We start from the raw sequence: 24,092 nt of genomic DNA on the forward strand, positions 1-24,092 counted from the left end.
ATCTACAAAAGATAAGGTTTCAACGGTTCATCCCTACACATCGAACATATCTGTTAATAGTGGGAAGAATCAGTCTATTCATAAGTCCTGTATCGCGTGTGTTGATTGTCACAATTGTAAAACACATTCCCAGGTCAAAGGCTGGGCGTTGTCAATACCAAGAATCAAAATGCATTTGTTATGGCATGTGAGAAAATTATTCTTACGAATTCAATCAACCCTGGTGGGGGTAATGACCAGCATGAGTAATTAGTCAACAAAGCATTTTCTTGGACTATATTAATGTTATTAATGAAGCCGATAAGTTGTTTAGTAATCCCATCAAATGGAAAAAGAGTAACGACAATCTCTTTTTAATTATTCAAAAAATAATTTAAGAAAATGAAAAAAATCATAGCGCTTGGCGCAAGTAACAGTAAGGCCTCAATTAATAAAAAATTCGCTGAATGGGTGGCTCAACGTTTAGGAGGTACTATGTTAGAAGTATTAGATTTAAATGATTACAAAATGCCTGTGTACAGTCCCGATTTGGAAGAAGAGAAAGGTATACCTGCCGTTGTTAACGAACTAAAAAGTAAACTCAGCACCGCTGATGGTTTTGTTATATCCTTAGCGGAATACAATGGAAATTATACAGTTGCATTCAAAAACACCCAAGACTGGTTGTCGAGAATTGATGGTAATATTTGGGGTAACAAGCCTACTTTTTTAATGGCTGCATCTCCCGGTAAAATGGGAGGGAAAAGTGTTTTGGGAATTGGAACGCAGAGTTTCCCCCACATGGGAGCATCAGTGGTTGCCACTTTCTCCTTACCCGAATTTCATAAAAACTTCATTGATGCGAAGGGTCTTGTGAATACTAACCTTTCAGCTGAGTTTATCATTCAGTTGACGAAGTTTAAAAATGAATTGAAAAAAGTTTTAATAACGTAATAAAGGGGTAATAGATAAGGGTGTCACAATCGACTTATTAGTCCTTAACTTTGAAGAAATTACCGAGTGTTACCTTAAAGGATGTGGCCATTGGTTATATATTCCTTTACTAGTTATTGGTCGTATTTCTTTGTTAAGTACAATTCGTATATTTCAAGGTTTCTTATGATTTTTATCATTTTCTGATTTCTTTCTAGTCTATAGATTTGAAGTTAATTCAGAATTATGGAAGCCAAAGGAGAATTCAAAAAATTAATAGAATTAGGAATTAAAGCACCCTCTGGCCATAATAGTCAACCATGGAAATTCAAAATCACCAACAACTCAATAGATATCTATCCAGATTTTAATAATTCCCTATCAGTAGTGGACCCATCAAATCGAGAGTTATTTGTTAGTTTAGGGTGTGCAGGGGAAAATATTAGGGTAGCGGCCTGGTCTTTAGGTTACTCAGCAGAATGGTCTTTGAATACTGAATCAAATAGAGAACGTTCAATCAGTTTTAAACTGAAAAAGATGAATTTCAAAGCCAATGATTCCATTCTGAAGACTATCAAAGAACGTCAGTCAAACAGAAACGTTTTCAATGGAAAATCAATTGAAGAGAACGATTTAGAAACCTTGAGGAAGGTACCTTTAGAAAAGGGTGTAAACATTTATTTCTTCAAAAAGGGATGTGGTCAATTCAATACCATTAAAGATTACATCTCGAAAGGAAATGAAATTCAAATGACCGATTCAAATTTTAAAAAAGAACTACTATCCTGGATAAGATTTAACAAAAGGCAAGTTGAAAAGACTAACAACGGATTGTCATATAAAGTTATGGGGGCTCCTGCTATGCCAACACCCGTTGGAAAAAAAGTATTCGGATTATTTTTGAATCCAATAAAACAGAATAAAGGGGATATGAAAAAAATAGAATCCTCTTCTCACTTTATTTTATTAACTACTGACAGCAATACTATTGGTGAATGGATATCTTTAGGTTTTTCCCTTGAAAGGCTATTGTTAATACTCACAGAATTGGGTATTGCCAATGCATTTCTAAATCCTCCATGTGAAATTGATAAGTTATCGTATGAATTAGGAAATCACCTCGGAATAGACAATGAATATCCTACTATAATTATGAGGGTCGGATACGCAAATAAAACTCCTTATTCTTCTAGAAGAAAGATAGAAGATGTACTATTGGACGCTTAAAAACCGAAACCGCAGTATTAACGTATCAATTCTTCACAATAGTTCATTCCTTAGAATTGTAAAATTTATTCCTTCAAAGATTGCACCAGACATTAGTTCCTTAAAACCAATGTTTTATGAACTCACTTTTTTTCTTTACTCAGCTCTTTTAATCTACTGTTTTGGAGTATGTCAAAAAGAGAACTTATTCGATTTTCTAAGTTCTTATCCGTTACTGTTAAAATAGCTTCATAGTTGCTCTTTCAAAATAACGTTTATAAAGAGATTGTATCAATGATTTCAATAGTATCTCCCAAGGTAATTAACTTGCCTACCTCGCTTTCTGACAAATAAGTGTTCACCGATAGGTAATACAGGTGCTCTCCATGAGTGGACAAGGTACTATCTTCAGGTAGACTGTTGGCTCTACTTTTGATCATGTTTTTTACAAAGGATTTATCTGTTTCGCCGGTTAGAGGATTTCTTGGTGGTACGTTGCACCGCGCGCGCGGACTAATGCCTATCATTTCAACATCATCACCAACCTTAAAACGAACCCCCGTCCCTGGGGTTTCGAACAAGTTTTCCTCCCAAAAGGGCGACGTACCTGAAAGTTCCAGATTCGCCCTAAAACGCAAACGCAGATCTTCGAGGGTATGTCCCGATAGGTCGGCATGTAACGATTGTAAGGAAGCCTCGCCCAAAATGGTTACGCTACTTGCACCGGGAATATCCATCAGCTCCCCTTTGGTGCGATGGTAGAGTTTTAATTTTATCTTGAAGTAATTTTCTAAATACCCGTTCAGTTCTTTATTACCTTCCCTAAGTTCAAAAGTTTGCGTTATGCCAGAAGCTGTTGGTGTTAACGAAATTAACCGTTTGTCAAGATCGTAGGTAGTTCCTAGCTGATTGACCCTACCAGTTCGTTTTCCGTTTACATAGCGCCTATCTTCTGCTACCATGGCAAAAGCCCGGTCGTGTTTTAACGAGCGAATACCGATTTCGGCCTCGTTAACTTCAACGGGGTCTAGCGATTTAACTGGATATAAACGTATTTTCGAGATGTATGGTGCTTTCATTTTCCAATTCTTAAGCTTCTATGATCGCAGCGGTACCCATACCACCTGCGGTGCAAATGGAAATCAGGCACTTGCCCCCACCATTTTCTTGCAATATTTTTGCAGCGCCGGAAAGTACCCTTGCGCCCGTTGCGGCAAACGGATGTCCTATCGCCAGACTACCGCCCTTAATATTCAATTTGTTTCTGTCAATGCTACCCAATGCTTTGGAGGCATTCAAATGTTCTTTTGAAAAAGTGTCGCTTTCCCAAGCTTTGAGTGTGGAAAGCACTTGCCCAGCAAAGGCTTCATGTATTTCGTAAAAATCAAAGTCTTGCAATTTAAGATTGTTCCTTTCTAATAATTTGGCCACTGCAAGTGTAGGAGCCATCAGTAGATCTTCTCCACCTACATAATTGAAAGCTGCATTTTGTACATCTACCAAGTAGGCCTGAATGGAATGCCCATTTTCTATTGCATATTCTTCCGAGGAAAGAAAAACTGTAGCGGCACCATCGGTAAAAGAAGAACTATTGCCCGCAGTAAGACTTCCATTTGCGCTGCGGTCAAAAACCGGTTTTAGTTTCGCCAATTGCTCCAAAGAGGTGTTCGGCCGTAAAATGGTATCCTTTTTAATACCTTTGAACTCCACTATCAAATCATCATAAAAACCCTGTTCATAGGCTTTCGCCGTATTTTTATGGCTATGGTAGGCCAATTCGTCTTGTGCAGAGCGAGAGATGTCCCAGTTCTTTACTGTCAATTCGGTATGTTCGCCCATACTCAATTTTGTTCTTGGTTCGCGAACATCAGGGTAAATCGGCTTTAATAAATCCAACCATCTTGTTTGGAGAGATTTTGAAAAGCGTTTGCCAAAGGACTTGGCATTTCTAATGTCCATCAAATCATGGGTCAAGCTTTGCTCTATTGTAAGGGGAACATCGCTATTCGTATCGCTGCCTCCTGCGATTCCGGATTCTATTTGTCCGGCTGCGATTTTCAGACCAATGGTATTGGCAGCGTCCAAACTGGTACCACAAGCGCGTGAAATGAAATGCACTGGGGTATGCGGATCCAAGCGTGTGTTCGATACATTTTCTTTGGCCCAGTTCCATTCCCCTGGATAGTGTATGAGCGTGCCGAGGGCAACGTCCCCCAATCGTTTGTTTTCAAGTTGATATTTTTCGACTAACCCATTTAGGGCGGCGGTCATCAGTTCACTATTACCGGTGCGGGCATACTGGGTGAACGATTTGGCAAAAGCAATTCTGCTTCCTCCGATTATTGCGACCTTCTTGTTGCTATTTCTCATCTTCTTTTTTTATTTTAAATGAATCGCTACCAATGAATTCTATAATTTTCTTTCCGCCTCTGTAATGGGCAGATTATTAATGCTGGTATATCTTTTCACCATCAATCTGCTCAAACCGAATTGCCAATTTTCTTTACCATAGCCCTTGAACCTCTGACCTTCTTTGTTCCTGAAATCATATTTGAACCTAACGGCGATTCGGTTTCAGCTAAAACCCTAAAATTCCTTTTTCAATTTATAATCGAGTTCATTGTCCCCTTTATTAGCAAGGAAGGCTTGAACTTCTTCCCATCCGTTGAGAAAGTCGATTCTGTTTCTCAATTCGGGATCTACGGTATATGCTCTTGATACTCCTAAAGAACCTTTGCTTTTCTTGGTATCTTCTGCAGCCTTTACTCTTGCCAAGGTCAACAACTTTATTGTTTCCGTTTTCCTAGGGTCAAGCATATTCAAATGTTCCCAGTCAAAAGGGCTGTTGAAAACGAGATAAAAATTAACCGTCAACTAAATCAAAGGTCTCGGGGTTAATTGAGAAATTGGTCTCTTTTGCACTCACTCGCCAAACACAATAACCACCAAACTGCTGTAGATATACTTCAGGTACTTTCACAAAACGCCCATATTCTCTTTTGTCGCGAAAAAGTACCGCACCTTAATTATGTACTGCGGTTATGTTGGGATATCCCTGTACCGCGGTATTCGAAAAGTAAGAACAACGTCGTAACCGCCTATTGCTATATTATGTTCATCAACGAGTTGTACCTGCGTAAATGATAAGGGGCTTATAGTCAAAACCCAAGAAAATACCATGTGTCTTTAATGTTTCATGATTTTCTAATTTTTTATATCATTATCGACTTGGCAAAGATTGTCAACTTTCAAGGCAAAGGGGATGGAGGATGTACTCCAATAAATGGACAATTTTCACCGATGCATTTTACTTCTGCATTCGTTCGTATTTTGACATATGAAGAAAAAAGCTTTGGAAAAATTTCAATGAGTATAAGATGTCGCTTTTATTTTGACCGGCACAGTCAGGATAGCAAATTTGAAAATGTTGGGTTTCGTTAGAGTTTTTTAGTTTTATCTCGCAAGCACTAAACAATCGACCAGTAACACGATATTGGACAAATCCCCATCACAGATTATTGTTGAACGCGTTGTTTTTGGAAGCCAAAATGTTGCTAAAACCTACAGCTCTTCTAATCGAGGAAATCGCATTTCGAACGAGTTTTGAAGATGTTTCCTATTTAATAAATATTTTAAAAGATATGAAGGGTTTTTTCATGGTATTTATAGAAATGATATAATCAACTAGTCCCAAAAAACATACCCAAATGTAATTCATCGAGTTTTATAGGACACCTTAGAATTATTATTTTTTAAGGACGGCGAAATCTATTTTGATAGTAGTTATAAAATAGAGCGAAAAAGTACTGCTCGCAACCAGGGCGTTTATAAAAAACTTACATATTAGTATTTATAAAACCATAGATTATCGAATTTAGTTCTTCTAGGTTATCAATGATGTATTTTGGTTTCAGAAGTCTACTTGAATGTACAGACGCCCGCGTGACATCATTGGTTACGGCAAAAACATGCATGCCGGCATCTAGTCCGGCCTTAATGCCATTTGTTGAATCTTCGATAACCAGGCATTCATCTGCATTTAGATTCAATTTGGTTTTGGCCTTTAGGTAAATTTCCGGACTTGGCTTTCCTTCAGCAACATCATCCCGTGTAAGTATAAAGTCAAGTTTATCGGTTATCCCCATAAGGGTAATAACTCTTTCCACTTCCTTTAAATGAGACATGGTCGCCAGAACCACATGAAAATCGTCATTACTTACTTTATGCAAAAGGTCTAGATTAAAAGGGCAAAAATGCTTAGACAAGAGGTTCTCATCTTTTAACATTTTATGGTAGATCGATAGTCTTGTTTCAATAATGATTTTCTGGATGGTATCCGAATCGAGGCCCAATAGGTGCTTTTGAAATGCCGATAAAAATTCTTTATAAACACCTTCTACAACCTCGCTTCTTGAAAGACCCACATATTTTCCAAAAACAGCAAGTACTTGCGCTTCCGTTATTTCTCCTTTGGTAATGGAATGGACCGCTTTGGCATATGAAGATGCCTTAAGTACTTCGGTCTGAATAAGCGTTCCGTCTAAATCAAAAATAATGGCTTTTATCATACCATTCGAATTTAGTTAAAATTAGATGAGTATATGATAATGGCATGTAAATTGTAACTTATTATAGTTGTTTCCACAAAATGAAATAAACATTATGATAAGAAATATAATAAGAGTAGTTTTTAGTATTCTTTTCTGTGTTAGTTGTAGTACCGATGATGAAAATTTATTCGACCCAAATGCCGAAAGAATCCCGCCCGAAATAAATAAAAGTGTTTTTGCTGATGCTAATTTAAGTATAGAGGCGAAGGATTTATATACTAGATTACAAAACTTAACTCAAAAAGGTATCGCATTCGGACAACAAGAACCTTTTGGTACCGGAAATAATTTTCCAGTTGATAACGAACTAGATAAAGATTTCAACATAGTAGCAGGGGACTATCCCGCAATAGCTGGTTTTGACCTTGAATTAATCGGCCGAAGTGATATTGACTCTTTTATTGAAAGAGTGACCAACGCAGTTGTAGAAGCACATGAAAATGGAAGTATTATTACTATGAGCTGGCATACTATAAACCCAAATGATGACTCGGCATTTGGTAATTTTGGTGAAAAAAAAGATGTGGTCTCCAAAATGCTGGAAAATGGAGAATTTAGACCTCGTTTTTTAGACCTTTTAGAACGAGTAGCCAAACTGTTTAATAATTTAAAAGACTCCGAAGGAAAACCAATACCCGTATTATTTAGGCCTTGGCACGAGATGAACGAGGATTTTTTTTACTGGGGAGAAGGTTTTAGAACAACGGAAGAGTATATGCAATTATACCGAGATACGGTTAAAATTTTGTCTGAAGACCTAGGCGTGCATAATGTACTTTATATATACGCACCAAATTTGGTTTCGAACCGTGCAGAATATTTAAAAAATTATCCGGGAGATGAATATGTAGATATGTTAGGTATTGATGTATATGATTTTAGGAATGGAAACTTTTTAAATAGTGCACTAGAAAATTTACAAATTGTAGAGGATATTGCCATCGAGAAAAATATGCTTTTTGCTCTTACCGAAACAGGGTTGGAAAATGTAACCCAAAACAACTGGTGGACAGAGAATCTTTATAAAGCTATCAGAAGTAGCAGTATTACTTATACTATGGTTTGGCGCAATGATACCACTACCTTTTTTTACGCCCCATTTTTAGGACATCCTTCAGAAAATAATTTTAAGGAATTTTTAAATAAGGAAAGTATTCTATTAAGTAGCGACATTCAGTAAAGGGATACCTAATTGTTGTTATAGTGAGAGTATGATTATGAAAACTATATTTTTCTAATTTCACTCATGCTACTTTAATTGTTGTAGATTATTAAAAAAATATGGACAATAGACCTTTTTCTGACAAAGTTCTAAAACCCTCTAAAGATTCATTGAAAAAAGTCCTTGGTAAGGGCAACGATTTATATGATGAATTGAATAATCTTACACTTAGATTTAAAAAAGATTGGAATTTTTCTAAGAGTAGTGGATGGATGCAGAAAGTGCATGACGGCAAAAAAGCATTATACTACTTCATTCCATTAAATGACTCTTTCTTGATAAGTTTAACATTGCGAGAACATGAGAAAATAGATTTTCTTTCTGATGACGATTTATATGACCTTCATGACCAAATTAAAACTGCAAAAAAATATTCTGAAGGCTATGCTTTGAGATTCTTAATCGATGACATTGCATCATTTTCCAAGTTTATCACATTAATCAAAAAGTTAATAGAAAAGAGAAGTCAACAACCTAAAAACAAACACTATTAAAATGGTCATTTATTCAAACCTTTGAAATCTTAATTTCTGAGTTGTCTCGTTAAACGACCGTTTCTTGGTACTTGACTTATTCCTTCGCTTAGTTCTTTTAATTGGCGGTTTATGAGACTACTCCGTTCTTAAACTTTTAACTGGGTCGGACAAAGCAGCTTTTACAGCTTGAAAGCTTACTGTTAATAGTGCAATGCCAATAGCAACAAGGCCTGCAAGGGCAAATACCCAAGGGCTGATTTCAATGCGATACCTAAAGCCCTCCAACCAGTTTTTCATTACCCACAAAGCAATAGGACCGGCAACTAGTAGGGCCATCAATACTAGACTCAAAAAGTCTTTGGACAAGAGTTTTACAATATCTGTTACACTGCTTCCCAAAACCTTGCGTACTCCAATCTCCTTTCGACGCTGTTCCGCGGTATAGGCCGATAGGCCAAATAACCCCAAACAAGAGATAATGATAGCAAGTATGGCAAATATTTGGGAAAGGCTGCCCATCATTTTTTCACTTTTGAACTTCGAATTAAAAGACTCGTCAACAAACTCAAATTCAAATGGAAAAACAGGGTTGTACGTTTTCATTACTGTTTCCATAACGGTCAAGGTTTTAGTAATCTCCGTACCTGATTTGGTTTTTACGTACATTAATTGAGCATAGGAAGGTTCGTTGAAGAACATAACCGGATCGCTTGTTCCATACATATCACCATATAAATAATCTTTGACAACTCCTATGACATTATAGGTGGTACCATATCGAAGGACCGTTTTGCCCAATACACTTCCTTCTCCCATTAACTTTGCAAAAGACTGGGAAATCAAGGTGTTCGTACTATCCTTGGAAACATCTTTACTGAAACCACGACCTTCGACGATTTCCATTCCCGCGGTCTTGAAGAAATCAGAACTGATATGCCTAAAGGAAATAAGCACGTCCTCAGTATTTACGCCACCTTGCCATTGTAAATTCGTTCCATTGTAGCCATCGGACAGAACGTGGGTACTGATAAGAGCTACATTCTCAACCCTGCCCGAAGCGATCAGTTCGTTTCTTATGGGATCGAAATTTTTAATCATATCCCCACTTACAGGCATCTTGATCAGATTATCCTTTGTAAATCCCAAATCTCGGCCCTTCACATGTTGTGTTTGTTGATATACTATAATCGTACTTATTATAAATACAACCGAAACAGTAAATTGAGCAACAACAAGCCCTTTTCGTATTGCAGCTGCACTACCTTGTTTGGACTTAACACCTTTAAGCACTTCAGCAGGCCTAAAAGAGGAAAGATAAAACGCCGGATACCAACCCGCCAGAAGGCCGCAGATTAAGGTTATACCCAGAAGTGAAAATAAATGTGTAAAATCTAAAAGCCGGAGTTCCAGCTGTTTCTCAACAAGGATATTGAACTGAGGCAATAACAACAGTAATAAGACTACGCTTACCACGGCCGCCAAACTGGAAGTCGTCAAAGCCTCAGCTATGAATTGCGAAATCAACCTTTTTTTATCCGATCCCAGTACCTTACGAAGCCCTACCTCCTTGGCTCTTTTTTCGCTTCGTGCCGTAGAAAGGTTCATGAAATTGATACAGGCAATCAGTAAAATGATAAGAGCAACAACGCCCATTAAACGAACAAAAGCAATTTGTCCACCTACCTTTACCCCATTTTCAAAATTGGAGCGTAAGTGCCAATCTTTCATGGGATGGAGGAAAAAGTAGGAATGAGGATCTTCCACTTTTTTAGAAAGTATCTCACGTACCTTGGCATCTACGGCCATATAATCAGCCCCTAGAGTAAGCTCCACATAAGTATTGGTAAAATTAGCGTCATAACCCTTCATCCATTCGTTGTCCTCGCCCTCATTAAACCGTTCGAAAGGTGCTAACCAATCAAACCCAATAGTCGTGTTTTCTGGAAAATCTTCGACAACACCCGTGACTACATAATTATTCTTGTTATTAACCTGAATTGACCTGTCTAAAACTGTAGTGTTTTCGCCAAACAGGTCCGAAGCGGTCTTTTGTGTTAGCACGATAGCATCCGGTCGATTAAGAGCATTTTCAGCATTTCCTTCTACAAAACGAAGACTGAAAATATCGATAAAATCTATATCTACATAACTACCTCTCCTCTTCACGGCATTCTCTCCAATAGTAAATAACATATTCCCGCTAGAGGCTCTTGCAGCCCCTACGATTTCGGGTATTTCATCTTTTAAGTCTTGCGCCAGAGGCCCGGGCGTCTGGCCGAAAGTGCGCCATTCCCCTTCAAAATTACTGTTGACCGTGATATGGTATGTTTGGTCTTGTTTAGGGAATATATTATCAAAGTTCACTTCATCTTCTATCCACAAAAAAATAAGACTAGCACAAGTAATACCAATAGTCAATCCAAAAATATTGAGAGCACTATAGCCTTTATTCTTCCAGAGGTGTCGCCAAGCGATTTTTAGGTAGTTTATAAACATGATTCTCGTTTTAGGTTGATGAGTAAGCTAGAGGTATCTTTATTGTAAGTTCAATGTAAACATCCTAAAGGATATTGTTTTATTGCCTAAAATTATGCCAAGTTATCAAGTGTCTCAATATCATTTAGTTACAGATAATTTAATAAAAATACTTCGATTTTACTGTAAAAAATATTTACACCAAACGTCTACTAATTGTACACATAGCTTTTACCATAAAAGCTTGGTATTAGCCAGTGGTCGATTGATATAAAGAAAGAGTCTAATAAAACGAACGTGGCTGTTGCACAACTCCGATAAACATCAATTTTTGCTTTTACCAAAGTGCGGAAATTGGTAAATTAAAGGTATGCAAGGCAAAAAGAACTATACCGAAAAACTCTTCCTCAGCTTCCGGTTATCGGACCGGATCCCAAAGGAAAATCTTTACAGAAGGCTACGTGAAACACTCGACCTAAGTTTTCTTTACAGGGATACTAAGGAACTTTATGGCAAGACAGGTAACCCCTCGATCGACCCCGTGGTCTTTTTCAAGCTGTTGATCACGGGATACCTTGAGAATATCACCTCCGACCGAAAACTGATGGAACATTGCTGCATGCGGATGGACGTGCTCTTCTTTCTGGGCTATGACCTGGACGAGGAGCTGCCATGGCACTCGACGATAAGCAGGACGAGGCAACTTTACCCGGAATCCCTTTTCGAAAAATTGTTCAACAAGGTATTTGCCCTGTGCGTCGACAGCGGGATGGTATCCGGCCATACCCAAGCGGTGGATTCGGCCCCGATAAAGGCGAACGCGTCCATGGAAAGCGTGGTGCCGAAAATGCCTGCAAACTCCTTAGGCGACCACTTGAAGAAAGTGTCGGAAGAGAACGGGGGAACCGCTAAAGAAGATGAGAGGACTGCTTCCCCCTCACGTATCTCCGCTCCAGAGCATGAGCTGAAGCGTGTGGAGAAACACCACAGAAACCTGCGGGACAGTCCGGTGCAACTGATGGGTGCATCCCACAAAAAGGCACGCTTGCTGAGCAACAAGACACACTACAACCCCCATGACCCGGATGCCCGAATATCGGTAAAACCGGGCAAGGCCAGAAAGCTGAACTACCATTGCAGTATGGCGGTGGATACCGCAGAAGGGGTCATCTCGCATATCCAGGCCGACTTTGCCGACGGCAGGGACAGCCAGTACCTGACCGATATCAGCCTGCAGATTCAGAACCGTTTAAGGAAGAACGAGCTGATAATGACGGATTTCCTCGCGGACGCAGGTTATTCCAATGGCGCCAACTACGATTTTCTCGAACAAAGGAAGGTTACAGGATGGATACCCGTTTTCGGGAAGTACAAACCCAAGATAGAAGGCTTTCCCTACAACAAGGAAAAGGACGAATACAATTGCCCGATGAACAGGCCAATACCTTTCAAGGGGTTCCGCACCAACCGGGACGGTAGCGTCCTGAAATGCTATTGGGCGGCACCGAAAGACTGCAAGGCCTGCCCCATGAAATCCCAATGTGTGCCGAATACAAAATGCAAAAAAATCACCAGAACGATCTATGATGAACAATACTTGAGGGCATACGCCCGACAGCACAGTGAAAGGGGCAAACGAATGAAAAAGCTGAGACAAAGTACGGTGGAGCCCGTATTCGGTAGTTTGACCCAGTTCTACGGCCTGAGAAAAATAGACGTACTGGGCAAGGCCGGTGCTCACAAGGTCATGCTCATGGCGGCAATCGCCTTCAACCTGAAAAAGTACCTCAAGAAAGGGGGAAGGAAGCCCTCCCTTGGCATTATAAGGACCATTATAAATACCTTACAAGACAACCTGACCATTTTTCTCCTGCAAATCCAACCGAGACCGGTTCTCATTAAGGTTCCGTAAAAACAGCCTACTCGGGTCGATATCATACGAACAGAGCACTTCTGCAACGGCCACGAACGTTTTAGGAGACAGATTATAATTGGGATTATTAAAATGAAGGTTACATTAAGTACCTAAAGAAGATCGGTATCTTTTATTTAGATAGAGTGATTTCTGTGAACCTCAGAAAGCTATTGGCTACCTTTAGTTTGAAATAAATTCAGACATGGAAACAAATGTTCTAGAAAAAGAAAAACAACTGGCCGCTTACAAGTCAATTACCTTTGTAGAAAATGGAATGGTAGTTGGGTTGGGTTCAGGTTCGACGGCTTCATACATGGTTCAAGAGCTCGGCAAAGCTGTCGCAAAAGGCCTAACCATTAAAGGTATTGCTTCTTCAGAGAAAACAGCGCAGCTTGCACGTAAAGTAGGTATTCCATTAATCACATTAGACAAAGTAGAATATTTAGATATTAATATCGACGGAGCAGACGAATTTGATAACAAACTGCAATTGATAAAAGGCGGTGGTGGTGCTTTATTGCGGGAGAAAATTATTGCACACAATTCAAAACTAAATATAATAATAGCCGATTCGGAAAAACAAGTGAATAAATTGGGCAAATTTAAATTACCCGTAGAGACTATTCCTTTCGCAACCCAAAACATTATAAATAAATTGAGTAAAATGGGTTTACAACCGATCCAAAGACAATTGGAAGGCAGTCCATTTATAACAGATGAAAAAAATTACATTGTTGATGTCGATATTTCCCAATGTGAAGATCTTAGTGGTCTAGACCATACCCTCATCAAGATTCCTGGAATTGTAGAAACGGGCCTTTTTCTCTCCATGACCGATATTGTTCTAATGGGAAAAGGTCAGACCACCGTTATTCTTAAAAATGATGATTTTCATAAGTTAGACGTTAACTTAATAGATTAGGAATCATACCTTTAATTCTTGGCAGATTTTTCCAACAACCTGGTTTAGGGTTTTTCTTTATTTATTATTGAATAATGGTATTTCGTTAACTTCGTATTTAGAGAAAAAATATAATAATGAGAATAAAACTAGCTATCCTTTTCTTGGCAATATTAATAGGAAGTTGTCAGGAAGAAAGTCGAACTGAAAATGCTTTCACTACCATTATCGGGAATATGCAATCCGATGAAGTCGAGTCTATCTTATTCTATAGCGATACAGTATTTAAAGTGATCCCTGTTGAAAGTAGAAAGTTCAAAGTAATGCTGCCAAAAAATACCAACAATAGTTTTTGGGGTGTTGCCGCAAAATTTAGTCGGGGCTATTTCTATGTTCCCAAAGGAGATACCATACATATGGATATTGACCTTGAAAATTTCAATCCCTCTCTTTATAGCAATTTCAAAGACCCTGTCAATACGTACTTAAAGGATAAACAAATGAAATTAAGAGCACGTTCTATTGAAAATATAGATAGTACTCAAATATCATTCTTCTTAGATTCACTTTCTGGAATATTGAAACAAGATTATCATAATTTTCTAGAAAAAAATAAACAGTTACCCTCAATTGTCAAAGAGGTTGAGTCGATGAACCTTACTGCCGAACTGCAACAAATAGATTTATCCAACAAAAATATGGTAGGAAGAAAATCACCTCTCAAAAACGAAATAGTATTTAGCGACAACTTTATGAAATCACCCAAGTACCTAGATCTTCTGGATGCTGCGAGATGGAGCTTACCTAGTCAAAGAATACAGGAGGAAGGAAGAGATATGAATACAATGAATATTGAAGAAATTATAAGTTATCAATTAGAAGAGATAAACAAAATTGACCAAAATCAAGTTAAAAGCTATCTAATGTTCAGAGCATTAAGAACGCAACTTATGATGAAAGGCGTAGAAGGTGCTAAGTCTAATTTGGATTTATTTAAATCAAATAATTCAATTGACAATTATAGCATAAGTATCGAAGAAATGGTACAAAAACGGAGAACAATAACAACAGGAATAACTGCTTCAGAATTCGAATATGAAGATCGCGAAGGAACAATTGTCAAACTATCCGATTTTAGAGGAAAATATGTGCTTATTGATTTATGGGCAACTTGGTGCAAACCATGTCTAATCGAAATGCCATATTTAAAGGAAATCGAAAAATCGATGGCAAATAAAAATATCGAATTTATCGCAATTTCAATAGATCAAGACAAGCAGAAATGGAAAGAATATTTAACAAAACATCATTTTGAGGGAAATCAACTTATTGCAGACAAAGCTGAAGAATCCTCAATCATGAAAGACTATAAAATAATGGGTTTGCCCAATTATTTGCTAATTGATGATAAGGGCAAGATAATATCTGTTTCCGCTCCAAAACCATCATCTGGTGAATTGAAAACATTATTAGAAAAGGAAGTGGAATAATAGAGGTCTTTAGATGATTACAAGATGGTCCATCCCCATAATATGTATCTTTCTTTAATATATCGGTTACTTAATTATTGGCTATTAGCCTAGATTCTATTTCTTCTACATTTCAGCCGCAGTCGTTTCGTCAAGGTTAGATCAGTTGAAAGGACCTGACAACCTCTACACGCAGGGATCAATATCCTATTAATACTATGGGGCTTTACCTATCATCAAGCAAAAAAGGGAAATTATACAATTAGAAAGGAAATGACACCACTCTTCCCTCTATTCTTATGGTCTAATTTTGAATTTATAAATGAGACAACAATAAATATCTGAAAAATAATATATAAAGATGTTTGTTTTTGATTCGTTTTTATGAAGAAAATACTGTAAGAATTGCGCACCTTAACATGTGTTTTCTAGTACCCTATTAGCTAGTATAATTGGTATTTGACAATTGAATACGTGAATTTAAAATTCCATATCGATGGTTTTACGTGTGAGATAATTCCTAGTAATTACTTTTAATTGGCCATTAAAATTTAAAAAAATTAATAATCATAAAAAAAGAAGAAAATGAAAAAAATTAAATTAGTATATGTCGCAATATTATCTTTAGGTATATTTTTTGCAAGTTGTGAAGACGGTGAGGACGGTGTTGACGGAATCAATGGAGTTGATGGGGTCGATGGTGCGGATGGTGAGGATGGTGCAGACGGCGAAGATGGTACCAGCCCCATGATGGTAGATGCAGCAGGTCTATTATTAGCTAGTATTGAAGCCGATGGAGGAATTCCTTATGACGCAAATAATCCGACACTTAGCTTTACAGCTGAGGAAAATGTGTTTTTGCCGAGTGTTTTAGGGATTGATTTTCGTACAGATAGATCTATTGTACCAGCTGGTCCTACCGCTAGATTTCCAATGTTTCAGGGGTGGGAGACTACACCTGAAGGTCAAAGAGAAGCGCATTATATAATTACTGAGGCATCTGACAGAGGCCTTGCCAGATTACTTGGTGTTATTTACGCTCCTAGAATGGCAGATGCGATAGGATCCAATGGGGAGCAAAACTCCCAATGGACCGACGATGGTAGGCTTATTTTTGAAGGATCTGTAGATTTTTCTCCTAAAAGATCTTTGACACCTGGTGGCACAAGCGAAGATGGCCTCTTGGTAGGATTTCCTCCTGCAGCCGTTACTCCTGGTGCTATCGCGGATGAAAACTGGTCATCTTATGTAGTATTGCCAGACACTGACGTTGTGATTAATGCACAGCTAGTAGCAAATAGTACTGGAATACACGATAGAATCCCTAATCCAGATGGAAATAGTCAAGCAGATGAGGATGATCAAAACAATCCAAACCTAGATAGAAATCAGGCTTCAGTTGTAATGCAGCTTTTAGATGGATGGCAAAACGGAAAGCCTTATTATTTCCATATTGTGACAGATACCTCTAATCCAGGACCTGCTACAATCGAGCTAGGGGTATATGCGCCAAGATTAAACAATTTACCAACCTTCGGTTTATTCCCAGGAGGTTCAATGCTACCTTTTAGTCCTACAGCAAATGGTAGAACTTTTGATAATGGTGATGGTTTCGGAGTACAAGGTTTAAATGCTGCTTCTTTAAGTGATAGACAAGTACAAGATCCGACAAATACGTTCCCGATTGACCCAAGAGACCCATCTTATGCGCCAATGTGGGATGCACATATTACAGAGTTTACAATACCAGAGGCTGATCGTCCTATTCTTAGAAGTTTTGAACAAATAAATGATCTTTTGGCTGATGGTACTTTGGTTCCTTTTAGAGGGAATATAAACCAAAATCCTTTAGCAAACTCGTTATCCGATTTGTTAACCGCAACAGGTGCTATAATTAATTGCCCAGTTATTACGCAGCCGTCTGAAAGTGTAATAGGAACTCAAATAGGTTCCCCACGTAATTAATGTCTTAAAAGACTGACTCTATATTCATGAGTAGTGTTTTGCCGAAGCACCACTTCACCTAAGTGAAGTGGTGCTTTTTATATTTAGGATTTACACACCTTAAGGTGTGTCTCGCATGTCAATTTCAAAATTGCAGGATGCGTCCTTTAAAAGAATCCAATGAATTCACCCTACGAGAATTTACTTCAACGAAATAGGTAAACAAGAAAATTCATTAATATGAAAAATTTCTACAGTCGATCTAAGAAATCATTTTGACTTGTTTTAACAAAGGATTGGGTTAAAACAATGGCATTGCCAAACACAAAAACTATAACCCAGAGCGTCGAATGCGAATACAGAAAAACTTTACCTCTCAGTCATCACTTTGCGTCAGTAAACAAAGACTGTCTTCATTGGCTTCCACAGAATGTGTAATCCCTACAGGAATTTCGAACTCATCATATTGATTAAGCACGGTATTTTCCTTCTCCTCTTGGTAGCTTACTGAGCCTTCTAATACCGTTAATTTAGAGGGCCATTTTGCCGTATGCGACTTCATCACCATTCCTTTTCTAAATCCTAGCACTAAGACACGAAAGGAGGTATTGTGATGCAGGGACTTTGCAATTGGTTTTTTTGCTAATTTTAATTCTTCTTTTATCTGTTTTATAATCATTGCGACTTTAATTTATAACCAGAACTCATCTGAAGTATTTTCAATAAATTCTTTTTCTTTATGAGACTTATATAGTGATGCTAACTGTTTCTCTGTCGCGACCCTCTGAATCTCACTGAACAGAAACCTTTCCTCAAACCGGATATGAAGGGAAAGTTCTTTCTCTATTGCCTTTAAAGACTCTTCCACATCTTCGTTGTCAGTAAATAGTTTTATCAGGCTTTTATGCTGGGCAATTGCCTTTTTTACCAACTCATCATGATTACCTAAGATGGGAAAAATATGCTGCTCTTCTAATTCAAAATGCGGTTTGATATGATTTTCATAAAACCAATCAACATATCTTTTTATACGGTTCAACTCAATTTTTTTTGAAAACCCCATTCTTATCTTCCAACACAAAAGAAGTCCATGATGATGGTCATGACTCAGCGGAATAAGTGCTTTATGTCTTTTTAAGGGTTGCTTGCTCATAGGTGCGGCTTTTTTTAAAAAGTATTTTTTTCGCTATTTGATAAATTAAAATTCGTTACTACGATAAGAATTAGTGAGATGACTTTGATTGCCTCTAAAACGACATAATAGAAATGCATGTACGAAGGTTCGGGCTTTATTCCAGCTATAATTGTCTCAGCTCTCAAATCCAAAACCGGCAGAACGTAAAGGGTCTGGATTACCAAAATAATAATGGGTGGCAAACACTGGATCATTGGTTTGGCACTTTCTTTCAGGTAATAAATGGAATGAATCAGGAGAATGGTTCCAAACAACAATTCCACTTTGTTTAAAGCGTTGAATACCAGCCTACCAATACTTAGACCTATTTCTAAAGTAACCCCGGGAGCTCTGAATTTAAGCCACGCTTCCATAAAACTAATTGCCGCGACAAACCCTATCCATAGGAGGGAGATTATAACCGGAATGGCAATTCTTCTTTTCATGGATTTATTACTCTTGATTATATTGGTATATTCTTGCCTGGAATATCTCTGCTATTCTCGCGGCTCTCATTTTTGCCTCCCCCGCTTTATGGCCGGTGAAATTTTCATTTAATGTTATATAAAAAAGCTCAAGCCAACGGTTAAAATGTTCCTTTGAAATAGGAAGGTTTATGTGATGAGCTAACGGATTACCTCTATACGAAGATTCATGTAAGAGCACAGTTTGCCAAAAGCGATACATTTTACCTAGATGTTCTGGCCAGTTATCTTGAATTACATTGTTGAAAATCTCTCCTAAAAGAGCATCTTCCCTGACTTTTGCATAAAAGGTATCCACCATGAGTTCGATATCTTCTTTGGTTTCAATTTCTTTTAGCATCAAACAAATGATTTATACAATTGTGGGCCCCAGTACATGATAAGGTAGAACAGGCCAAAAGCTGCAAATAGGATCAAAAGCGCCCATACCCAAGCAGGTATTGCCTTTGGTGTTTCAGAACCCGTTATTACAAATTCATCCTTGGTCTCGCTACCGTAAGCATTAATGGTAATTGGAATCTGGTCATCAATAACTTCATTTTCTTCAAGGCCAACAACTACAATCGCAGGCCCGTTACGTACTTCGAAAGGAATGTTCTTAATGCCTTCAACACCGTTTGAAGACTTCGCTATGATTTTTAAATTGTGTTTGCCATCGGGAATTTTTGTAGTATCCAAAACGAACTTAACCGGAGGAGAAAACTCAGCAAAAGGAACGTCTTCCTCATCTAGAAAAACTTTTATAACTCTCTTATCTTCCATAGCTTTAAAAATCTCTTTTTAGAATGCTGTTCTTAATATGATTTGGGTCATTCTCCTTAGGGTTAACTAGGTACTTAACACTATAAAAAAGTGTAAACCCAACCATGATAATGGCAGACCACGTAATGATGTAATCAATTGTTCCTGTAGGTCCCGTGCCATGGGTTATATTTTCCAATACTTTCGGCTGATTCTTTTTACACAGGTCACAAGCGTAGCCCGTATTTAAGCCTAGTGCCAGAAAGAAAACTAGAGAATAGATGACTTTTTTCATTTTTTTCAGTAATTATTTGCCGCAGCAATAGTTTGAAATTCTGTTGCAATAACTTGTGCAGATGCTATGAGAGAAACAGGGTCTTCTGCATAAATAGGACGTAATTTCTGTTTGATTTCCGTATCAGGCTGTATGGCTCCGACAGATTTCCGCGCTAAAGTAATTGCCAACTGTCTGCCTTCAAAGGGAGTATTAGTAATTAAACTTGGTAAATAATCTTCTTTTGTTTCCATATGTTCTATTGGTTTAATTGCATCACAAAATCTCTTATCCGCTTTACGTCATCTTCAGTAATGACTTCTCCTTCATTATCCCAACTTGTGCGCTCATGATTTACAATGGCTGCAATTTCAGCATCATCAAGCTGTTCCGCGAAGCCTGGCATCTGTCCATATTCACTCCTCGCATCATAGCCTTGTAAAATTATCTTTACCATTAAATCATAATCAGGGTCGTTAACGACATCACTTCCTGCCAGGGGAGGGAAAGCCCCTTTTAGACCTTGACCATCCTGTTGGTGGCATGCCGCACAAACCTGCATGTATAGGTTTTCTCCATTGACGGTAGCTTTCCCACCTGTTTCACTCTCGCCATCCTCACTTATTTTACTCGAAGGGATAAAACCTACGGTTGAGGCATCGGGCATCGGGGTTTGTTTCAATGCTTGGAGATAGGATACCAATTGAATGGCCTCTTGGGAAGCAACAACTTTATTCCCTTTTTTGGACAAGAACTTTTCAGGAACGGGAACAAGCACATCATTTTCACGAACCGATGTTGAGTCCAATTCTTCAAAAAGCCAAGGATATGATGGCATAACAGATTCTTTCACCACGATTCTTGGGTTGTATAGATGCAGCAAATGCCATTCCTTTCCAGGCTGGCGTTTTCCAACGCTGGTCAAATCTGGTCCAGTTCTTTCACTTCCCAGGAGCGAGGGAGATTGACGCAAAAAACCCAATCTTTTCTTACTATAATAATAGTCCGATGGAATAGAAGGTCGCTCTCCCCAGACATTGTCCATTTCGATATTCCGAACCTGTTGGGTATGACATGCGGCACAATTTTCGGCCACATAAATATTTAAACCAGCGGATTCATTTGGGGTCATGCCCGGTTGATTTGGCAACGGCTCGAAATCCTGCATTTGAAAAGCGGGTAGAACGGCAATGATAATACTTAGGCCCGCAAATACAGTAAGGGCAGTAACAACTAAGTTCTTATGATTTTTATGAAAGTCTAACATCTCCTTACTGATTTTGTGTGTTAAGTTTTTCTTCAACTAGAATATCCATGGAACCGATAACCTGGCGCTTTTTGACCATATAATAGAAGTTATAAGCGAATATTAAATGAGAGAGAAACATAAAGGATCCTCCCACGGCACGCCATAACCAATACGGTTTCATTAGTATCACAGATTCTATAAATGCATTCCCTTCAATCCAACTCAACCCTCTCAAAGTTCCTCCCGCCATCAGTGACATCATATAAGCGAATAGACCTATAAACGCCATCCAGAAATGAGCTCCCACAAATGCCTGAGGTGGTTCTTTGCCGGTAAGCTTTGGAATAAGGGAATAAATACACGCCCATAGTAAAAAAGTGATAATGCCATACATGGTCATATGTGAATGGGCCACATTAAAGTCCGTAAAGTGCCATACGTAATTGGTAAACCGAAATGCTTGAAAGCTACCTTGAGTAGAACCTACAAAGTAGAATACAACTCCCACTAAAAAGAAGGGTAGCACATAACTTTTAGAAATATTATTCCATGTACCCTTCATAGTCATAAAAAAGTTGGTAGTACCAGCAACTACTGGAATAAACATACCCGCACTAAACACAATAGCAACGGTCTGAAGCCACCACGGGAGTGGACTGAAAACAAAATGATGCGTGCCAATTAGGGTATAAAACAACATTTGTGTCCAGAAGGCCAATACGCCCAGGGAATAGGAGTATATGGGCTTGTTCAACGCAGAAGGCAAGAAATAATACACCAGACCAAGCGTAAAGGTCATAAACCACATACCAACCCCCATGTGCATGTAATACCCTTGTATGATGGTTTCTCCCAAGCCGTCTTGATAAAATGGCAAATAGGCAATCGTGGACAATATTATCGTCCAACCCAAAGCAGCCAATAGAAACCAATTAGAGATATAGATTTCCGATATTTTTCGAGTGGCAACCGTCTTGTAGAAATTGTGAAAAGTCAAGATAAGGCCAATGGCAAAAAGCAACATAATGGGCCACACATACTCTCTGTATTCACCTCCACCATTGTTTATGCCGGCCATAAGCGAGAGATTACCTATTATCAATGATGCATTGATAAGTACCCATGCGATACGTGCATTTTTATAACTAAAGATTTTAGTATTTGACGTTCTGGCGATAACAAAGTAGCCGAGCCCTATCATTGCTAGAGAAGCCCAACCCCAAAAAACCGTATTGGTATGAACAGGTCTAAGTCTTCCAAAGGACAGCCAAGATTGGCTATCCATTTCCGGCCAAACGAATTTCATTCCCAAGTATTGGCCCACCAATGTTCCAAATACTAACCAGATTACAGCAGCACTTAAATAGTAAATGATAATCTTTTTTAACTCTTCTGGAGTCTCAAGGCCTAAAAGCGTCTTTTTCTTTTCGTCAAACAATGGATTGTCTGGCTCATTTGTAACTTTGGAAATCAAGCCCTTTTTATCAAACACTTCTTTATCACTTCCAAGCTCAGAACCCTCTAAATTATATTTTAATGCTTTCTTTCGTTTCTCTAGAATAACATCTATTTCATCCTCATTCAAATTCAATATCTCCTCAGAAAATGCCAGTTCGTTCTTTTTAAGTTGTTTTCGTTTGTATTTATCTATGAATGAATTAAACCTGTAAAGCAGTATAATTACCGCTAAAAAGAATACGATAAGTAACAAAATGATTGTTCCGATAATACCTGGGCTCTGAAGCCAATTCTCCGTGGATATAGGTTCACTTTGGGCAGCGGCGATAATCGGAAACAATGATGAAGTGGTTAAAAGAAGTAATCGTTTTTTCATTAGTTGGAGTGTTAGACCTTTTTATCCTATATAATACTAAATATTTTATCTTTTAATAAATGTTAAGCCTACATATAAACCGCTTGCAAGTTCAAATAAGTTGATATTTCCCACTACTCGTCTCAAATCATCACGTATAACAGAGAACTTATCATGCACTGGACATGGTTTTTTTGCATTACATTGTTTTAAGCCCAGGCCACAACGTGTAAAAATCTCATCTCCGTCTATAGCATGAACTATTTCCGCCAATCGAATGACGTCTATTCTGCTCTTTTCAATTTGAAACCCGCCTGTCGGCCCCATGGTCGACTGCATAATGTCATCTCTTACCAGTTGTTGTAAAATTTTAGCAGTAAATGCAACAGGCGAATCTATTTCAGCGGCAATATCTTTCAATGTCACACGCTTGTCTTCAAGGGACTGAGAAGCAACGTAGATTGAGGCCTTTATAGCATATTCACATGCTTTTGAAAACATAGTCGGTCTTTAAATCATTATAAAAATAGGATTATGTTTTAAATAGGACAAATTTATCCGATTTTAAATGCTTCGGTTTAACCTTAAAGAAGATTTTTTAGATAAATATGATAAGCTTAGGTCATTGGCTATAGTTAAAATAATAAGAAAGTATGCAAGTTTAGGAAATTGTTATAACCAATAGAAAGATAAAGAACTGCAAGAAAAATTTGTACCCCCCAATTTGAATATTCTAAAATAGTGTCGAAATTAAAATCCTTGGTCTCGAGGGCAAAGTTTGAATCCCTCCTTACGATACCATTAAGTGAACCTACATGATTTTACGTCCGTTAAATGTTCAAACACTGATATTGGATTTTGGATTCGGTTTTTTTAACCCGAATTCTCGAATTGTATTTTGTAACGCTTCCAGTCGGGTCTGTACTCTCAATCCCCATTTTATATGCACCTCCCGTCCCGCCACAATCCCCTTTTTTAGATAGCAAAATAACAACATCCGTTCGTGGACGGCGGCATAAACCAGGACCCTGTCGGGCCTCTTTTTTATACGCCTTACCAAGCCCGGATATTGTGGTGAAGTACAGCATCAAAAAAAGGGAACCGCGACGGCCTTTAGTTTTGTTGCATAGATGAAATCTATTATGATGATGATGTTGAAAAGAGGGGGTCTGGGGGAGACTCATAACTTGGAATATTGTTGATAAGTCAAAAGGATGGTGCGAACC

The 24,092-nt window shown here is 38.2% G+C and carries 23 protein-coding genes and 1 pseudogene; 8 read left to right on the forward strand and 16 right to left on the reverse strand.

Annotation, left to right across the window (positions count from 1 at the left end; all coding sequences use genetic code 11):
- The first annotated feature begins 381 nt into the window (after positions 1-381).
- Positions 382-933 carry an NADPH-dependent FMN reductase gene (locus ACKWCD_RS11425; protein WP_413984085.1) on the forward strand — a complete coding sequence of 184 codons (552 nt, stop codon included), beginning with the start codon at positions 382-384 and terminating at the stop codon, positions 931-933.
- Positions 934-1,158: 225 nt separating this feature from the next.
- Positions 1,159-2,139 carry an Acg family FMN-binding oxidoreductase gene (locus tag ACKWCD_RS11430; protein WP_413984086.1) on the forward strand — a complete coding sequence of 327 codons (981 nt, stop codon included), beginning with the start codon at positions 1,159-1,161 and terminating at the stop codon, positions 2,137-2,139.
- Between the two features lie 254 nt (positions 2,140-2,393).
- Here ACKWCD_RS11430 and ACKWCD_RS11435 read toward each other — a convergent pair whose 3' ends face one another.
- The 4 genes and pseudogenes from ACKWCD_RS11435 to ACKWCD_RS11450 all read right to left on the reverse strand — a co-directional run bounded on the left by ACKWCD_RS11435 (position 2,394) and on the right by ACKWCD_RS11450 (position 6,686).
- On the reverse strand, positions 2,394-3,197 hold the full coding sequence (locus ACKWCD_RS11435) for an MOSC domain-containing protein (RefSeq protein WP_413984087.1): 804 nt from the start codon (positions 3,195-3,197) through the stop codon (positions 2,394-2,396).
- Between the two features lie 10 nt (positions 3,198-3,207).
- A complete protein-coding gene (locus tag ACKWCD_RS11440) occupies positions 3,208-4,488 on the reverse strand; it encodes an acetyl-CoA C-acetyltransferase (protein ID WP_413984088.1) in 1,281 nt (426 codons plus the stop codon).
- 39 nt (positions 4,489-4,527) lie between these two features.
- Positions 4,528-4,935, reverse strand: a pseudogene (locus tag ACKWCD_RS11445) (DUF1348 family protein).
- Positions 4,936-5,954: 1,019 nt separating this feature from the next.
- Positions 5,955-6,686: an HAD family hydrolase gene (locus ACKWCD_RS11450; protein ID WP_413984089.1), complete on the reverse strand. Its 732-nt coding sequence runs from the start codon at positions 6,684-6,686 to the stop codon at positions 5,955-5,957.
- Between the two features lie 94 nt (positions 6,687-6,780).
- Here ACKWCD_RS11450 and ACKWCD_RS11455 point away from each other — a divergent pair, with 94 nt between their 5' ends.
- Positions 6,781-7,908, forward strand: coding sequence for a glycoside hydrolase family 26 protein (locus ACKWCD_RS11455; RefSeq protein ID WP_413984090.1), 1,128 nt, complete (start codon positions 6,781-6,783; stop codon positions 7,906-7,908).
- Positions 7,909-8,009: 101 nt separating this feature from the next.
- Positions 8,010-8,444 carry a DUF3788 family protein gene (locus ACKWCD_RS11460; protein WP_413984091.1) on the forward strand — a complete coding sequence of 145 codons (435 nt, stop codon included), beginning with the start codon at positions 8,010-8,012 and terminating at the stop codon, positions 8,442-8,444.
- Between the two features lie 117 nt (positions 8,445-8,561).
- Here the strand turns inward: ACKWCD_RS11460 and ACKWCD_RS11465 are convergent, their stop codons facing one another.
- Entirely contained in the window at positions 8,562-10,922 is a 2,361-nt protein-coding gene (locus ACKWCD_RS11465) for an ABC transporter permease (RefSeq protein ID WP_413984092.1), read from the reverse strand.
- A 349-nt stretch (positions 10,923-11,271) separates the two neighbouring features.
- On the opposite strand from ACKWCD_RS11465, the gene ACKWCD_RS11470 reads away from it, so the two are divergent.
- The 4 genes from ACKWCD_RS11470 to ACKWCD_RS11485 all read left to right on the forward strand — a co-directional run bounded on the left by ACKWCD_RS11470 (position 11,272) and on the right by ACKWCD_RS11485 (position 17,151).
- Complete coding sequence (locus ACKWCD_RS11470) at positions 11,272-12,813, forward strand: IS1182 family transposase (protein ID WP_413984093.1); 1,542 nt, start codon at positions 11,272-11,274, stop codon at positions 12,811-12,813.
- A gap of 205 nt (positions 12,814-13,018) precedes the next feature.
- Entirely contained in the window at positions 13,019-13,738 is a 720-nt protein-coding gene (gene rpiA / locus ACKWCD_RS11475) for a ribose-5-phosphate isomerase RpiA (RefSeq protein WP_413984094.1), read from the forward strand.
- 116 nt (positions 13,739-13,854) lie between these two features.
- Positions 13,855-15,207, forward strand: a complete 1,353-nt coding sequence (locus ACKWCD_RS11480) for a TlpA family protein disulfide reductase (protein ID WP_413984095.1) — start codon at positions 13,855-13,857, stop codon at positions 15,205-15,207.
- Between the two features lie 564 nt (positions 15,208-15,771).
- Positions 15,772-17,151 (forward strand): hypothetical protein, encoded by a 1,380-nt coding sequence (locus ACKWCD_RS11485; RefSeq protein ID WP_413984096.1) that lies wholly within the window; start codon positions 15,772-15,774, stop codon positions 17,149-17,151.
- A 355-nt stretch (positions 17,152-17,506) separates the two neighbouring features.
- Here ACKWCD_RS11485 and ACKWCD_RS11490 read toward each other — a convergent pair whose 3' ends face one another.
- The 11 genes from ACKWCD_RS11490 to ACKWCD_RS11540 form a co-directional block, all read right to left on the reverse strand.
- A complete protein-coding gene (locus tag ACKWCD_RS11490) occupies positions 17,507-17,809 on the reverse strand; it encodes a cupin domain-containing protein (protein WP_413984097.1) in 303 nt (100 codons plus the stop codon).
- Between the two features lie 12 nt (positions 17,810-17,821).
- On the reverse strand, positions 17,822-18,283 hold the full coding sequence (locus ACKWCD_RS11495) for a hemerythrin domain-containing protein (protein ID WP_413984098.1): 462 nt from the start codon (positions 18,281-18,283) through the stop codon (positions 17,822-17,824).
- Positions 18,284-18,297: 14 nt separating this feature from the next.
- Complete coding sequence (locus ACKWCD_RS11500; protein WP_413984099.1) at positions 18,298-18,750, reverse strand: hypothetical protein; 453 nt, start codon at positions 18,748-18,750, stop codon at positions 18,298-18,300.
- Positions 18,751-18,757: 7 nt separating this feature from the next.
- Complete coding sequence (locus tag ACKWCD_RS11505) at positions 18,758-19,129, reverse strand: group III truncated hemoglobin (RefSeq protein WP_413984100.1); 372 nt, start codon at positions 19,127-19,129, stop codon at positions 18,758-18,760.
- A complete protein-coding gene (locus tag ACKWCD_RS11510) occupies positions 19,129-19,551 on the reverse strand; it encodes a cytochrome C (RefSeq protein ID WP_413984101.1) in 423 nt (140 codons plus the stop codon). Before ACKWCD_RS11510 ends, ACKWCD_RS11505 begins: the two co-directional genes overlap by 1 nt.
- A gap of 4 nt (positions 19,552-19,555) precedes the next feature.
- The gene (locus ACKWCD_RS11515) at positions 19,556-19,825 is read right to left on the reverse strand and encodes a hypothetical protein (protein WP_413984102.1); all 270 of its coding nucleotides are present in this window, start codon (positions 19,823-19,825) and stop codon (positions 19,556-19,558) included.
- A 5-nt stretch (positions 19,826-19,830) separates the two neighbouring features.
- On the reverse strand, positions 19,831-20,058 hold the full coding sequence (locus ACKWCD_RS11520) for a hexameric tyrosine-coordinated heme protein (protein ID WP_413984103.1): 228 nt from the start codon (positions 20,056-20,058) through the stop codon (positions 19,831-19,833).
- Positions 20,059-20,063: 5 nt separating this feature from the next.
- Entirely contained in the window at positions 20,064-21,071 is a 1,008-nt protein-coding gene (locus tag ACKWCD_RS11525; RefSeq protein WP_413984104.1) for a cbb3-type cytochrome c oxidase subunit II, read from the reverse strand.
- A 4-nt stretch (positions 21,072-21,075) separates the two neighbouring features.
- Positions 21,076-22,887 (reverse strand): cbb3-type cytochrome c oxidase subunit I, encoded by a 1,812-nt coding sequence (locus tag ACKWCD_RS11530; RefSeq protein ID WP_413984105.1) that lies wholly within the window; start codon positions 22,885-22,887, stop codon positions 21,076-21,078.
- A 45-nt stretch (positions 22,888-22,932) separates the two neighbouring features.
- Positions 22,933-23,367, reverse strand: coding sequence for an RrF2 family transcriptional regulator (locus ACKWCD_RS11535; RefSeq protein ID WP_413984106.1), 435 nt, complete (start codon positions 23,365-23,367; stop codon positions 22,933-22,935).
- A gap of 329 nt (positions 23,368-23,696) precedes the next feature.
- On the reverse strand, positions 23,697-24,092 hold a 396-nt coding region (locus ACKWCD_RS11540; RefSeq protein ID WP_413984107.1), incomplete at its 5' end, for a hypothetical protein.

Source organism: Maribacter taeanensis, assembly GCF_047345145.1.
Taxonomy (GTDB): Bacteria; Bacteroidota; Bacteroidia; order Flavobacteriales; family Flavobacteriaceae; genus Maribacter_C.

Excerpts from the sequence above, each read along its gene's own strand:
- ACKWCD_RS11425 (WP_413984085.1), top strand. The coding sequence starts at position 382 with ATGAAAAAAATCATAGCGCTTGGCGCAAGTAACAGTAAGGCCTCAATT.
- ACKWCD_RS11430 (WP_413984086.1), top strand. The coding sequence starts at position 1,159 with ATGGAAGCCAAAGGAGAATTCAAAAAATTAATAGAATTAGGAATTAAA.
- ACKWCD_RS11435 (WP_413984087.1), bottom strand. The coding sequence starts at position 3,197 with ATGAAAGCACCATACATCTCGAAAATACGTTTATATCCAGTTAAATCG.
- ACKWCD_RS11440 (WP_413984088.1), bottom strand. The coding sequence starts at position 4,488 with ATGAGAAATAGCAACAAGAAGGTCGCAATAATCGGAGGAAGCAGAATT.
- ACKWCD_RS11450 (WP_413984089.1), bottom strand. The coding sequence starts at position 6,686 with ATGATAAAAGCCATTATTTTTGATTTAGACGGAACGCTTATTCAGACC.
- ACKWCD_RS11455 (WP_413984090.1), top strand. The coding sequence starts at position 6,781 with ATGATAAGAAATATAATAAGAGTAGTTTTTAGTATTCTTTTCTGTGTT.
- ACKWCD_RS11460 (WP_413984091.1), top strand. The coding sequence starts at position 8,010 with ATGGACAATAGACCTTTTTCTGACAAAGTTCTAAAACCCTCTAAAGAT.
- ACKWCD_RS11465 (WP_413984092.1), bottom strand. The coding sequence starts at position 10,922 with ATGTTTATAAACTACCTAAAAATCGCTTGGCGACACCTCTGGAAGAAT.
- ACKWCD_RS11470 (WP_413984093.1), top strand. The coding sequence starts at position 11,272 with ATGCAAGGCAAAAAGAACTATACCGAAAAACTCTTCCTCAGCTTCCGG.
- rpiA (WP_413984094.1), top strand. The coding sequence starts at position 13,019 with ATGGAAACAAATGTTCTAGAAAAAGAAAAACAACTGGCCGCTTACAAG.
- ACKWCD_RS11480 (WP_413984095.1), top strand. The coding sequence starts at position 13,855 with ATGAGAATAAAACTAGCTATCCTTTTCTTGGCAATATTAATAGGAAGT.
- ACKWCD_RS11485 (WP_413984096.1), top strand. The coding sequence starts at position 15,772 with ATGAAAAAAATTAAATTAGTATATGTCGCAATATTATCTTTAGGTATA.
- ACKWCD_RS11490 (WP_413984097.1), bottom strand. The coding sequence starts at position 17,809 with ATGATTATAAAACAGATAAAAGAAGAATTAAAATTAGCAAAAAAACCA.
- ACKWCD_RS11495 (WP_413984098.1), bottom strand. The coding sequence starts at position 18,283 with ATGAGCAAGCAACCCTTAAAAAGACATAAAGCACTTATTCCGCTGAGT.
- ACKWCD_RS11500 (WP_413984099.1), bottom strand. The coding sequence starts at position 18,750 with ATGAAAAGAAGAATTGCCATTCCGGTTATAATCTCCCTCCTATGGATA.
- ACKWCD_RS11505 (WP_413984100.1), bottom strand. The coding sequence starts at position 19,129 with ATGCTAAAAGAAATTGAAACCAAAGAAGATATCGAACTCATGGTGGAT.
- ACKWCD_RS11510 (WP_413984101.1), bottom strand. The coding sequence starts at position 19,551 with ATGGAAGATAAGAGAGTTATAAAAGTTTTTCTAGATGAGGAAGACGTT.
- ACKWCD_RS11515 (WP_413984102.1), bottom strand. The coding sequence starts at position 19,825 with ATGAAAAAAGTCATCTATTCTCTAGTTTTCTTTCTGGCACTAGGCTTA.
- ACKWCD_RS11520 (WP_413984103.1), bottom strand. The coding sequence starts at position 20,058 with ATGGAAACAAAAGAAGATTATTTACCAAGTTTAATTACTAATACTCCC.
- ACKWCD_RS11525 (WP_413984104.1), bottom strand. The coding sequence starts at position 21,071 with ATGTTAGACTTTCATAAAAATCATAAGAACTTAGTTGTTACTGCCCTT.
- ACKWCD_RS11530 (WP_413984105.1), bottom strand. The coding sequence starts at position 22,887 with ATGAAAAAACGATTACTTCTTTTAACCACTTCATCATTGTTTCCGATT.
- ACKWCD_RS11535 (WP_413984106.1), bottom strand. The coding sequence starts at position 23,367 with ATGTTTTCAAAAGCATGTGAATATGCTATAAAGGCCTCAATCTACGTT.